The sequence below is a fragment of the Clavibacter michiganensis subsp. insidiosus genome, assembly GCF_002240565.1.
GTDB classification, from domain to species: Bacteria; Actinomycetota; Actinomycetes; order Actinomycetales; family Microbacteriaceae; genus Clavibacter; species Clavibacter insidiosus.
The window spans coordinates 2,523,736-2,535,077 of record NZ_MZMO01000001.1; the positions used below are offsets into that span (position 1 = coordinate 2,523,736).

At 74.3% G+C, this 11,342-nt stretch carries 11 protein-coding genes; 4 read left to right on the top strand and 7 right to left on the bottom strand.

Annotation, left to right across the window (positions count from 1 at the left end):
- The first annotated feature begins 206 nt into the window (after positions 1–206).
- Together B5P21_RS17345 and B5P21_RS12225 are read left to right on the top strand one after the other, a co-directional pair.
- Entirely contained in the window at positions 207–554 is a 348-nt protein-coding gene (locus B5P21_RS17345; protein ID WP_236688797.1) for an MFS transporter, read from the top strand.
- Positions 554–2,470 (top strand): glycoside hydrolase family 3 C-terminal domain-containing protein, encoded by a 1,917-nt coding sequence (locus B5P21_RS12225; protein WP_236688796.1) that lies wholly within the window; start codon positions 554–556, stop codon positions 2,468–2,470. Before B5P21_RS17345 ends, B5P21_RS12225 begins: the two co-directional genes overlap by 1 nt.
- Positions 2,471–2,519: 49 nt before the next feature.
- On the opposite strand, the gene B5P21_RS12230 is transcribed toward B5P21_RS12225, so the two are convergent.
- Entirely contained in the window at positions 2,520–3,515 is a 996-nt protein-coding gene (locus B5P21_RS12230; protein ID WP_045527055.1) for a stage II sporulation protein M, read from the bottom strand.
- 16 nt (positions 3,516–3,531) lie between these two features.
- On the opposite strand from B5P21_RS12230, the gene B5P21_RS12235 reads away from it, so the two are divergent.
- Positions 3,532–4,401: an RDD family protein gene (locus B5P21_RS12235; protein ID WP_045527054.1), complete on the top strand. Its 870-nt coding sequence runs from the start codon at positions 3,532–3,534 to the stop codon at positions 4,399–4,401.
- Between the two features lie 75 nt (positions 4,402–4,476).
- On the opposite strand, the gene ahcY is transcribed toward B5P21_RS12235, so the two are convergent.
- From ahcY to B5P21_RS12265, 6 genes are all read right to left on the bottom strand, one after another.
- Positions 4,477–5,961 carry an adenosylhomocysteinase gene (gene ahcY, locus B5P21_RS12240; RefSeq protein WP_094171206.1) on the bottom strand — a complete coding sequence of 495 codons (1,485 nt, stop codon included), beginning with the start codon at positions 5,959–5,961 and terminating at the stop codon, positions 4,477–4,479.
- A gap of 62 nt (positions 5,962–6,023) precedes the next feature.
- Entirely contained in the window at positions 6,024–8,453 is a 2,430-nt protein-coding gene (locus B5P21_RS12245; RefSeq protein WP_045527051.1) for a heavy metal translocating P-type ATPase, read from the bottom strand.
- Position 8,454: 1 nt separating this feature from the next.
- Positions 8,455–8,670 carry a heavy-metal-associated domain-containing protein gene (locus tag B5P21_RS12250; protein WP_045527049.1) on the bottom strand — a complete coding sequence of 72 codons (216 nt, stop codon included), beginning with the start codon at positions 8,668–8,670 and terminating at the stop codon, positions 8,455–8,457.
- Positions 8,671–8,714: 44 nt separating this feature from the next.
- Positions 8,715–8,996 (bottom strand): metal-sensitive transcriptional regulator, encoded by a 282-nt coding sequence (locus tag B5P21_RS12255; RefSeq protein ID WP_015489737.1) that lies wholly within the window; start codon positions 8,994–8,996, stop codon positions 8,715–8,717.
- A gap of 149 nt (positions 8,997–9,145) precedes the next feature.
- Positions 9,146–10,573: a phosphomannomutase/phosphoglucomutase gene (locus tag B5P21_RS12260; RefSeq protein WP_094171207.1), complete on the bottom strand. Its 1,428-nt coding sequence runs from the start codon at positions 10,571–10,573 to the stop codon at positions 9,146–9,148.
- Positions 10,570–10,791, bottom strand: a complete 222-nt coding sequence (locus B5P21_RS12265) for a DUF3499 family protein (RefSeq protein ID WP_015489735.1) — start codon at positions 10,789–10,791, stop codon at positions 10,570–10,572. Before B5P21_RS12265 ends, B5P21_RS12260 begins: the two co-directional genes overlap by 4 nt.
- A 45-nt stretch (positions 10,792–10,836) precedes the next feature.
- On the opposite strand from B5P21_RS12265, the gene B5P21_RS12270 reads away from it, so the two are divergent.
- The gene (locus tag B5P21_RS12270; RefSeq protein ID WP_045527045.1) at positions 10,837–11,280 is read left to right on the top strand and encodes a metallopeptidase family protein; all 444 of its coding nucleotides are present in this window, start codon (positions 10,837–10,839) and stop codon (positions 11,278–11,280) included.
- The last annotated feature ends 62 nt before the right edge of the window (positions 11,281–11,342 follow it).

An 11,342-nucleotide genomic window follows, 5' to 3' on the forward strand; every position in this document is an offset into this window, starting at 1 on the left:
CTAGCGATCCGGGAGGGCCCCCAATACCTACCGCAGGTCGGTTTCCGGTGCTACCGTCGTGCCGATCCACCGATGAGGGTGGACGGGAACCTGGCGGCGAAGTGGCCGACGCAGTCCGAGACCAGCAGACCGAGGGCGCGTCGCGCGCCCGCAGCCAGCGACCGGACGGGGCCCGCCCACCCGGATGCCGCCGTGCCGAGATCGGGATGCCCATCGCGCTCCTCGGGCTCTTCGTGGCCCTGCTGCCGCCGATCATCGTGTCGCTCGCGCTCAAGGTCGCCGAGGTGGCGCCCGACAGCACCGCCGGCACCCTCAGCCTCGTGCTCGGCCTCGGCGCGCTCGTCGCCCTGGTCGTGAACCCGCTCGCCGGCCGCCTCTCCGACCGCACGCCCGGCCGGTTCGGCATGCGCCGACCGTGGATCATCGGCGGCGTCGTCCTCGGCTACGGCGCCCCGTTCCTGCTCACCCAGGCCACCACCGTGCTCGCGCTCGTGGCCGCCGGGATGCTCGTGCAGGCTGCTTCAACGCCGCCATCGCCGCGCTCATCGCCGTGATGGCCGACTCCGCCCGCCCGCGCAACCGCGGCCGGGTCGCCGCCGCCATCGGCGTCGCGCAGAACGGCTCGCTCGTGGTCGGCACCTTCATCGTGCAGCTGTTCACCACCACGACGCAGCAGGTGCTCGTGCCGGGTGCCATCGGCGTGATCGTGGTCATCGCCGTCGCGCTCGTCTTCCGCGACCGCGTGCTCACCGAGCGCCCGACCGCGCGCCTCGGCGTGAGGGAGGTGCTCGGGTCCTTCGTGTTCGACCCGCGCCGGAACCCCGACTCCGGCTGGGCCTGGCTCATGCGCTTCCTGCTCACGGCCGGCGCCGTGACGGCCACGAACCACCTCGCGTTCTCCCTCATCGACGACCTCGGGGTCCCCCAGGCCGACGTGGCGAACACGGCCGCCGCGGCCGGCACCGTGCTGGTGCGCAACGCGGGCGGGATCCTGCCGCTCGACGCATCCGCGCTCCGCTCCGTGGCGGTCATCGACCACAACGCCGTCGAGGCGCGCACGCAGGGCGGCGGCAGCGCGACCGTCATCCCCGAGCACGTGGTGACGCCGCTCGACGGGATCCGCGACGCCCTCGGCGACGGCGTGGACGTGCGGTACGCGCGTGGCGCGGTCGTGCAGAAGGGGATCCAGGAGCTGCCGCTCGCGGAGATCCGGAACCCTCGCACGGGCGAGCACGGCGCCCTCGTGCGCTTCCTCGACGCGGACGGCGGCGAGGTCTTCACCGAGGACCGCCGGGCCACGACGCTCATGCACTTCGGCGGCGACGCGCCCACGGGCACGACGGCGGTCATCGAGATCACGACCCGGTGGACGCCCGCGACCACCGGCGAGGTGCTCGTCGGCTTCAGCGCCACGGGCCGCGGCCGCGTGTACGCCGACGGCGCCCTCCTCCGCGAGGACGGCGCCGCGCCCATCGGCATGGACCTCGGCGCGAGCCTCCTGTCGCCGCCCTCCATCTCCGCGCCGCTCCAGCCGACCGCGGGGCAGCCGGTGGACCTCAAGATCGAGCTCGAGCTGACCAGCGCGCCCGGCGGCCTCGCCGGGATCCTCGGGATCACGGTGGGCATCGAGGCCGACGAGTCGGCGCCCGAGCGCCTGCTGGACGAGGCCGTGGAGGCCGCGACCGGCGCGGACGTCGCGATCGTCGTCGTCGGCACCAACGCGCAGGTCGAGTCCGAGGGCTTCGACCGCGACTCGATCGCCCTCCCCGGCCGCCAGGACGAGCTCGTGCGCCGCGTCGCCGCCGCGAACCCGCGCACGGTCGTGGTCGTCAACTCCGGATCCCCGGTGCTGCTCCCCTGGCGCGACGACGTGCAGGCGCTCGTCCTCGCGTGGTTCGGCGGCCAGGAGTTCGGCGGCGCCCTCGCCGACGTGCTGTTCGGCGCCGTCGAGCCCGGCGGCCGCCTCCCCACGACGTGGCCCGCGACCGAGGAGGACGTGCCCGTCCGCTCCGTCACGCCGGTCGACGGGAGGGTGGTCTACGACGAGGGGATCCACGTCGGCTACCGCGCGTGGCTCCGCTCGGGCGCGACCCCGGCCTACGCGCTCGGGCACGGCCTCGGCTACACGACGCACGAGATCGACGACCTGCGGGTCGCCGAGGACGGCGCGGGCGGGATCACCGCGACCGTGACCGTGACGAACACGGGCGACCGCGCCGGCAACCAGGTCGTGCAGGCCTACCTGTCGCGCGCGGGATCCGCGGTCGACCGGCCGGTCCGCTGGCTCGCGGGCTTCGCGTCCGCGCAGCTCGAGGCCGGCGCGTCCGCGGAGGTCGAGATCGCGATCGGCGCGCGGGCCTTCGCGCACTGGGACGGCGGCTGGCAGCGCGAGCCCGGCGCGTTCCGCTTGCACGTGGGCACCTCGGTCGTGGCGACGCCGCTGGAGGCCGAGGTGGATCCCGCGGCCTGACCCGCTGCCCGCCCGACCGCGAGGCGGGCGGCGCGGCCGATCCGTGGGCTCAGCCCGCGACGATCCGCCGGCCGCCCGCCTCGAACTCGTCGAGGTCGCCCGTGGCGCCCGCGCGCACGGCCCGGCCGCCGACGACGACCATGTAGAAGAGGAACGCCCCGAGGGCGACCGCGCCGATCGCGATCTTGAGCGCCACCGGCCACGGCTGCGGCGTCACGAAGCCCTCGATGATCCCCGAGACCAGCAGCACGAGCACGAGCCCCAACGCCACCGTGATGAGCGCGCGCCCGTCCTCGGCGAGCGCCTGGCCGCGCGTGCGGGCGCCGGGCGCGATCCACGCCCACGAGATGCGCAGGCCCGCGGCGGCGGCCACGAAGATCGCCGTCAGCTCCAGCAGGCCGTGCGGGAGGATGTAGGAGAAGAACGTGCCGCCCTCGCCGTAGGAGAACATCACCGCGGTCGTCGTGCCGAGGCCCTGCGCGTTCTGCAGGATCACGTACGGCACCCACAGCCCCGTGATCCCGAAGGCCACGCACTGCGCGGCGATCCACGCGTTGTTCGTCCAGACCTGGCCCGTGAACGAGGCCGCCGGGTTCTCGCTGTAGTAGTCGATGAAGTCGTCCTCGACGTACTTCCGGAGGTCGGCGTCGCTGCCGAGGCTCGCGATCATCGACGGGTCGCGGAGGATCCAGGTGGCGTAGAGCGCGACGATCGCCACCGTGACGAGCGCGACCGCGAGCGTCAGCCAGCGGATCCGGTACAGGGCAGCGGGCAGGTCCACGGCGAGGAACACGGGGATGCGCGCCGCGACGTTCGTGGTCTGCCCGGTGAAGCGCATGCGGGCCCGCGAGAGCGCGACGGAGAGCCGGTCGCCCTGCGCGGTGGATCCCGCCGCCGCCTGGATCGCGGACAGCTCGGCCGCGCCCGCCTGGTACCGGTCGACGAGCTCGTCGGCGTCGGGTCCGGTGAGCCGGCGCCGACCTGCGAGGCGGGCGAGCCGGTCCCAGTCGTCCCGGTGGGCGGCGGTGTAGGCGTCGAGGTCCATCTGCTTGACTATATGCATGGCGGCAGCCGACGCGCACGACCCGATCCTCTCGGACGGTCCCGACGCGCTCGTGGTCGGCGAGGCCGTCGCCCTCGACGTCCGTCCCGCGGGCTTCGTGCTGCGGGCCGCGGGCGCCGCGATCGACGTGATCGCGTCCCTGGTCGTGGGCCTCCTGCTCGTGCTCCTCGTCGGCCGGCTCGCCGGGGCGGGCCTCCTCGACGACGCGTCGAGCGCCGCGTGCGCCATCGCCGCCGTCGTGCTGGCGATCGTCGTCATGCCCGTCGTGGTCGAGGTCGCGTCGCGCGGCCGCTCGCTCGGGCGCTGGGCCGTGGGCGCGCGCATCGTGCGGGCGGACGGCGGAGGCATCGGCCTCCGGCACGCGGTCGCGCGGGCGCTCGTCGGGATCCTCGAGATCTACCTCACCTTCGGCGGGCTGGCCGCGCTCGTGGGCCTCCTCAGCCCACGCGCCCAGCGCCTCGGCGACCTCGTGGCCGGCACCCGCTCCCAGCACGAGCGCGTCCCCGCCTACCCCGCTCCCCTGCCGCCCGTGCCGCCGCACCTCGTCGCGTGGGCGTCCGAGGCGGACGTCGGCCGCCTGCCGGACGCGCTCGGCCGCCGCCTGGCGCGCTTCCTCGCGCAGCGCGCGGCGATGACGCCGGCCTCCCGCGCACGCCTCGCCGCGGAGCTCGCGGACGAGGCCGCGGTCCACGTGTCGCCCCTGCCGGCGACGGATCCCGAGTCGTTCGTGACGGCCGTCGGCGCCGTCCGCCGCGAGCGCGAGCACCGGGCGCTGATGCTGGAGCGCGAGCGCATGGCGTCGCTCGAGCCGATCCTCGCGGGGCTGCCGCACGGGTTCCCGGCGCGCGGCGGATCCCCGCCCTCCTGAGCCGCCGCACGCCGCACGCGACGACGCCGCCCGCCCCCTGCTGAGGGACGGGCGGCGTCGGCCTGAGCTCGCGGATCAGTACCGGTAGTGGTCCACCTTGTACGGCCCCTCGACCGGCACGCCGATGTAGGCGGCCTGCTCGGGACGGAGCTCCGTGAGCTCCACGCCGAGCGCGTCGAGGTGCAGGCGCGCGACCTTCTCGTCGAGGTGCTTCGGCAGCACGTACACGCCGATCGGGTACTGCTCGTTGCGCACCCACAGCTCGATCTGCGCGAGCACCTGGTTCGTGAACGAGTTGCTCATCACGAACGACGGGTGCCCGGTGGCGTTGCCGAGGTTCATCAGGCGGCCCTCGGAGAGCACGAGCACGCTGCGGCCCGACGGCAGACGCCACTCGTGCACCTGCGGCTTGATCTCGACCTTCTCGACGCCCGGGAGGCGCTCGAGGCCGGCCATGTCGATCTCGTTGTCGAAGTGGCCGACGTTGGCGATGATCGCCTGGTGCCTCATGCGCTGGATGTCGTCCACGCGCACGACGTCGACGTTGCCCGTGCCGGTGACGAGGATGTCGACCGTCTCGATGACGGACGAGAGCTTCGCGACCTGGTAGCCGTCCATCGCCGCCTGGAGCGCGCAGATGGGGTCGACCTCGGAGACGATGACGCGCGCGCCCTGGCCGCGCAGCGCCTCGGCCGCGCCCTTGCCCACGTCGCCGTAGCCGACGACGAACGCGACCTTGCCGCCGATGAGCACGTCGGTGGCGCGGTTGAGGCCGTCGGGCAGGGAGTGGCGGATGCCGTACTTGTTGTCGAACTTGCTCTTGGTGACCGAGTCGTTGACGTTGATGGCGGGGAACAGCAGCTCGCCGTCGCGCGCCAGCTCGTACAGGCGGTGGACGCCCGTGGTGGTCTCCTCGGTGACGCCCTGGATGTCGGCGGCGCGGCGGGTCCAGCGGTCGGAGGACGCAGCGAGGCTGCGGCGGAGCGTGTCGAGGATGACGCGGTACTCGTGGCTCGCGTCCTCGGGGGTCTCGGGCACGGCGTCGGCGAGCTCGTACTCGCGGCCCTTGTGCACCAGGAGCGAGGCGTCGCCGCCGTCGTCGAGGATCATGTTCGGGCCCGTCCAGTCGGCGTCGGCGGCCTGCGCCTCGCCCGACCAGTCGAAGATCTGCTCGGTGCACCACCAGTACTCCTCGAGCGTCTCGCCCTTCCAGGCGAAGACGGGCACGCCCGCGGGCGCGTCCGGGGTCCCGGCGCCGACCGCGACGGCGGCCGCGGCCTCGTCCTGCGTGGAGAAGATGTTGCAGCTCGCCCAGCGCACCTGCGCGCCGAGGGCGGTGAGGGTCTCGATGAGCACGGCCGTCTGCACGGTCATGTGGATGGATCCGGCGATGCGCGCGCCCGCGAGCGGCTGCGACGCGCCGAACTCCTCGCGGAGGGCCATGAGGCCCGGCATCTCGTTCTCGGCGAGGCGGATCTGGTGGCGGCCGGACTCCGCGAGGGAGAGGTCGGCGACGCGGAAGGGCAGGGCGGTGCTGGTGGCGTCCGGGAGCAGGGTCATGGGTCCAGTCTCGCATCCGACGCGTGACGCCCGGCCGTGGATGACGACAGGGCGCGATCCCGCTAGCGGAAGCGGCGCAGGCGCAGGCTGTTCGTGACGACGAAGACGGACGACAGCGCCATCGCGAGCCCGGCGACGAGCGGGTTGAGGAGGCCGAGCATCGCCACGGGGATCGCGGCGGCGTTGTAGGCGAAGGCCCAGAACAGGTTGCCGCGGATCGTGCCGAGCGTGCGCCGCGCGAGGCGCACCGCGTCGGCGACGAGCACGAGGTCGCCGCGGACGATCGTGATGTCGCCCGCCTCGATGGCCGCGTCGGTGCCCGTCCCCATCGCGATGCCGAGGTCGGCCTGCGCGAGGGCGGCGGCGTCGTTCACGCCGTCGCCGACCATCGCGACCACGCGGCCCTCGGCCCGCAGGCGACGGACCGCGTCGAGCTTCCCCTCGGGGAGCACGCCCGCGATGACCTCGTCGATGCCGACGTCGACGGCGACGCGGTGCGCGGCGCCCGCGGTGTCGCCCGTGAGGAGCACGGGACGGAGGCCCAGCGCGCGCATGCGGCGGACGGCCTCGGCGCTCGTGGGCTTGACGGCGTCGGCGACGGCGAGGATCCCGCGGACGGCGCCGTCCCACGCGACCGCGACGACGGTGGATCCCCCCGCCTCGGCGTCCCGCAGCGCCGCGGCGAGCGACGCGTCGGGCTCGGCGGCCCACCGCTCCGCGAGCCAGGACGGGCGGCCCACGGCGACCGCGCGGCCGTCGACGACGCCGTGCACGCCGAGGCCCGCGGTGGCGACGAAGCCCTCGACATCAGGCAAGGATGCGGCGCCCGCGGCCTCGACGACGGCGCGCGCGACCGGGTGCTCCGAGCGCGCGTCGAGGGCGGCGGCCACGCGCACGAGCTCGTCGGCGTCGACGCCCGTCGCGGGGACGACCCGCACGAGCGACATGACGCCCGTGGTGACGGTGCCGGTCTTGTCGAGCAGCACGGTGTCGATCCGGCGGGTGGACTCGAGCACCTCGGGGCCGGTGATGAGGATGCCGAGCTGGGCGCCGCGGCCCGTGCCCACGAGGAGCGCGGTCGGCGTCGCGAGCCCGAGGGCGCACGGGCAGGCGATGATCAGCGTCGCGACGGCCGCGGTGAACGCGGCCTCCGCGGGGAAGCCGAGCAGCAGCCAGCCGACGAGCGTGCCGACGGCGAGCACGAGCACGACGGGCACGAAGACGGCCGAGACGCGGTCGGCCAGGCGCTGGATCCGCGCCTTGCCCGTCTGCGCCTCCTCCACGAGCGCGGCCATGCGGGCGAGCCGGGTCTCCTCCCCCACGCGCGTGGCGCGCACGACGAGGCGGCCTCCGGCGTTGCGGGTCGCGCCCGTGACGTCGTCGCCGGGGCCGACCTCCACGGGCAGCGACTCGCCCGTGAGGAGCGAGCGGTCGACCGCGCTGGATCCGTCGACGACCACGCCGTCGGTGGCGATGCGCTCGCCCGGGCGCACGACGAACTCCGCGCCGACGCGCAGGTCGCGGATGGGGATCCGCGTCTCCACGCCGTCGCGCAGGACGGCCACGTCCTTGGCGGCGAGGTCGAGCAGCGCCGCGAGGGCGGCGCCGGACGCGCGGGCGGCCCGCGCCTCCAGGTAGCGGCCTCCGAGGAGGAAGACCGTGACGGCCGCGGCGACCTCGAGGTAGACGTCGCCGGATCCGCCGCCGGGCTCGCCGACGAGGCTCATGGTCATGCGCATGCCGGGCTCGCCCGCGTCGCCGAGGAAGAGCGCGTACAGCGACCACAGGAACGCGGCCGCGACGCCGATGCTGACGAGCGTGTCCATGCCGACGCCGCCGTGGCGCGCGCTGACGGCCGCGGACCGGTGGAACGGCCAGGCGCCCCACACGGCGACGGGCGCGGCGAGCGCGAGGGACAGCCACTGCCAGTCGTCGAACTGGAGCGCCGGGATCATCGCCATGAGGAAGACGGGGACGGTGAGCGCCGCGGAGACGACGAGGCGCTGGCGGAGCGCGAGCTCGTCGGCGTCGGGGCGGCGTGCGGCGGGCGCGGCCGGGGCGGGCATGGGCGACGGCGCGGATGCGGGATCCGCTGCGCCGGCGTCGGCCGCGTCGGAGCGGACGCGGGGAGCCGCGACCGCGACGGGCGCGGGCTCCGCGGATCGGGACGGGACGGGCGCGGACGCGCCATCCGCCGCCGCGCTCCCCCACCCGGCGCGCTCCGACGCACGGTACCCCGTGCGCTCGATGGTGCGGATCGCGTCCTCGACGCTCGTGCCCGCGGGCAGCTGCACGCGCGCCCGGTGGGTGGCGTAGTTGACGGCCGCCTCGACCCCGGGCATCCGGCCGAGCTTCCGCTCGATCCGCATCGCGCACGACGCGCACGTCATGCCCTGCACGTCGAGGTCGACGCGCGTCAGCACAGCACCATCCTCGGGCGGGGCGGCGACGGGACCCGTGGCGCCCGCGGATCCGGATGCGGGGTCGGTCACGTCAGAGCCCCGCGACGTACCCGGCCTCGTCGACCGCGGCGCGCACGGCCTCCGGGTCGAGCGGCCGGTCGCTCTCCACGGTGACGGTGGAGTCGCCGCCCACGACGAGGTCGACGGCGACGGACGCGACGCCCGGCAGCTCGCCGACCTCCTCGGTGACGCTCGCGACGCAGTGCGCGCAGGTCATGCCGGTGACGGGGAAGGTCGTGGTGGTCAAGGGGTCTCCTTCGTGTCGTGCGATGTCGATGGGGCGCGGGCGGATCAGGAGCGGACGAGCCGCGCGATGGCCGCGGAGGCCTCGCGCACCTTGTCGTCCGCGACCTGGCCGCCCTCGCGCGCGGCCTCCGCGAGGCAGTGGGCGAGGTGGTCGTCGAGCAGCTTCAGCGCGACGGTCTCCATGGCGCGCGTGACCGCCGAGACCTGCGTGAGCACGTCGATGCAGTACGTGTCGGACTCGACCATGCGCTCGATCCCGCGCACCTGCCCCTCCGCGCGCCGCAGCCGCTTGAGGATGTCGTCCTTGCCCTCGCTGTACCCGACCATGGCGGCCACCTCCCGTTCCCATCCATGGTACCCCCTGGGGGTACCAGAAGTAACCCCCCGGGGGTATGGCCTCGTGAACAGCCTGGGACGCGACGACGCCGCGCCCCTCGAGGAGGGACGCGGCGGCGGATGCGGTGCGGGTCGCGGGATCAGGCCCCGCGGATCAGCCCCAGGAGCTCGTCGCGGAGGGCGGCCATCTTCTCCTCGGTCGACGCCTCGACGTTCAGGCGCAGCAGCGGCTCGGTGTTCGAGGGGCGGACGCTGAACCACCAGAAGGATCCGTCGTCGGCGACCGGGCCGTCGACCGTGAGGCCGTCGAGCTCGTCGAACTCGCCGCGGCCGCGGAAGGCCTCGACGATGCGCTCGTAGGCGGCGGGCACGTCGTCGACCGTGCTGTTGATCTCGCCCGACAGCGCGTACGGCGTGTAGCGCGCCGAGAGGTCGGACATGAGGCCGTCGGTCTGGCCGAACTCGGCAAGCAGGTGCATCGCGGCGAGCATGCCGTTGTCGGCGCCCCAGAAGTCGCGGAAGTAGTAGTGCGCGGAGTGCTCGCCGCCGAAGACGGCGCCGGTGGCGGCCATCTGGTCCTTGATGAGCGAGTGGCCGACGCGCGTGCGGACGGCCGTGGCGCCCGCCGCCTCGATGGTCTCGGGCACGATGCGCGAGGTGATGAGGTTGCGCAGGACCGTGACGTCCTCCTCCGGCGACTGGGCCTTCACGCGCGAGATCTCGCGGAGCGCGACGATGGCGGCGACGGCGCTGGGCGTAACCGCCTGGCCCTTCTCGTCGACCACGAAGCAGCGGTCGGCGTCGCCGTCGAAGGCGAGGCCGAGGTCGGCGCCGTGCTCGACGACGGCCTTCTGCAGGTCGACCAGGTTGGCGGGCTCGAGCGGGTTCGCCTCGTGGTTCGGGAAGGTGCCGTCGAGCTCGAAGTACAGCGGGATGATCTCGATGGGCAGCTCGGGGAGGCCGGCCGCGGTGCCGAGAACGGCGGGGACGGTCATGCCGCCCATGCCGTTGCCCGCGTCGACGACGACGCGCAGCGGGCGGATGCCGGAGAGGTCGACGAGCTGGCGGAGGTAGCCCGCGTAATCGGCGAGCACGTCGCGCTCGCGCACCACGCCCGCGGGCTCGACGGGCGCGATGCCGTCCGACAGGAAGCCGATGGCGCGGTCGCGGATGGCGGCGAGGCCCGTGTCGAGGCTGATGCCCTGGGCGCCGGCGCGGGAGAACTTGAGGCCGTTGTAGGTGGCGGGGTTGTGGCTCGCGGTGAACATGACCGCGGGGGCGTCCAGGGATCCCGAGGCGAAGTAGGTCTCGTCCGTGGAGCAGAGCCCGATGAGGAGCACGTTCCCGCCGCGTGCCGTGGCTCCGCGGGCGAAGGCCTGGGCGAAGGACGGCGAGGAGTCGCGCATGTCGTGGCCCACGACGATCTCGCTCCCGGCGGCGCCGAGCTCGTCGACGAAGCCGGCGCCGAGGGCGGTGACCAGCTCCTCGGTGAGCTGGCTCCCGACGAGACCTCGCACGTCGTAGGTCTTCACGATGGCGGTCAGCGTCTCGGCGGCAGTCGTCGTCATGCTCCGAAACCTACCTCACCGAGCACGCCGTGCCGCACGATCTGCCAGCCCTGCGGGGCGGAGAGGCGGGCGGCGTGACGGTCGCAGAGGTCGTAGCTGTGCGGCTCGGAGTCGTGGCTGAGGGGACCGAGGACGGCCATGGAGTCCGCGTAGACGTAGGTGAGGGTGGTCGTGGCGCCGCCGGTGCAGCCGACGCGGGAGCAGGGCCTGTTCGTCATGTCGGCCCCACACTACCGCCGACCCCGTGGCCGTACGATGGGGCCATGCCACGATCGCGCCGCCGGGGAGGCCACGTCTCCATCCGGGGCTCCTGGCGGGATCGGCACGGCCGCGGCCTCCGCTCCCCTGTCACCGGACCGGAGCTGCCGGTGCTGCGCACGCGCGCCGACGTCTTCGACCAGACCATCGCGTCCGCCGCCGAGTACCTGCGCGGCCTCTGGCCCGACGAGCTCGACCGCGTCTCCTTCGAGGTCGCCGCGCTGCCCGCCGAGAACAGCGAGCGGGACGGCATCGACCGGTGGAGCGTCCTCGCCGACGAGCGCCGCGTCATCTTCTACCGGCTCCCCATCGAGCGGCTCGCGCACCTGCACGAGGACGACGAGTACCACCAGCGGGCGCTCGTCGAGGGCTGCGTGTACCGCGCGGTCGCCGAGCTGCTCGGCAAGGACCCGTGGGACCTCGCCCCCGACAGGTACGACCCGCACTAGCCGCGGATCCTCAACGGCCGTCAGGCGTCCGGGCGACGGCCGCGAAGCGCGTCCGGGTGGTC

What these genes read in the sequence shown, in the direction of transcription:
- B5P21_RS17345 (WP_236688797.1), top strand. Translation starts at nt 207, where the DNA reads ATGCCCATCGCGCTCCTCGGGCTCTTCGTGGCCCTGCTGCCGCCGATC.
- B5P21_RS12225 (WP_236688796.1), top strand. Translation starts at nt 554, where the DNA reads ATGGCCGACTCCGCCCGCCCGCGCAACCGCGGCCGGGTCGCCGCCGCC.
- B5P21_RS12230 (WP_045527055.1), bottom strand. Translation starts at nt 3,515, where the DNA reads ATGGACCTCGACGCCTACACCGCCGCCCACCGGGACGACTGGGACCGG.
- B5P21_RS12235 (WP_045527054.1), top strand. Translation starts at nt 3,532, where the DNA reads ATGGCGGCAGCCGACGCGCACGACCCGATCCTCTCGGACGGTCCCGAC.
- ahcY (WP_094171206.1), bottom strand. Translation starts at nt 5,961, where the DNA reads ATGACCCTGCTCCCGGACGCCACCAGCACCGCCCTGCCCTTCCGCGTC.
- B5P21_RS12255 (WP_015489737.1), bottom strand. Translation starts at nt 8,996, where the DNA reads ATGGTCGGGTACAGCGAGGGCAAGGACGACATCCTCAAGCGGCTGCGG.
- B5P21_RS12260 (WP_094171207.1), bottom strand. Translation starts at nt 10,573, where the DNA reads ATGACGACGACTGCCGCCGAGACGCTGACCGCCATCGTGAAGACCTAC.
- B5P21_RS12265 (WP_015489735.1), bottom strand. Translation starts at nt 10,791, where the DNA reads ATGACGAACAGGCCCTGCTCCCGCGTCGGCTGCACCGGCGGCGCCACG.
- B5P21_RS12270 (WP_045527045.1), top strand. Translation starts at nt 10,837, where the DNA reads ATGCCACGATCGCGCCGCCGGGGAGGCCACGTCTCCATCCGGGGCTCC.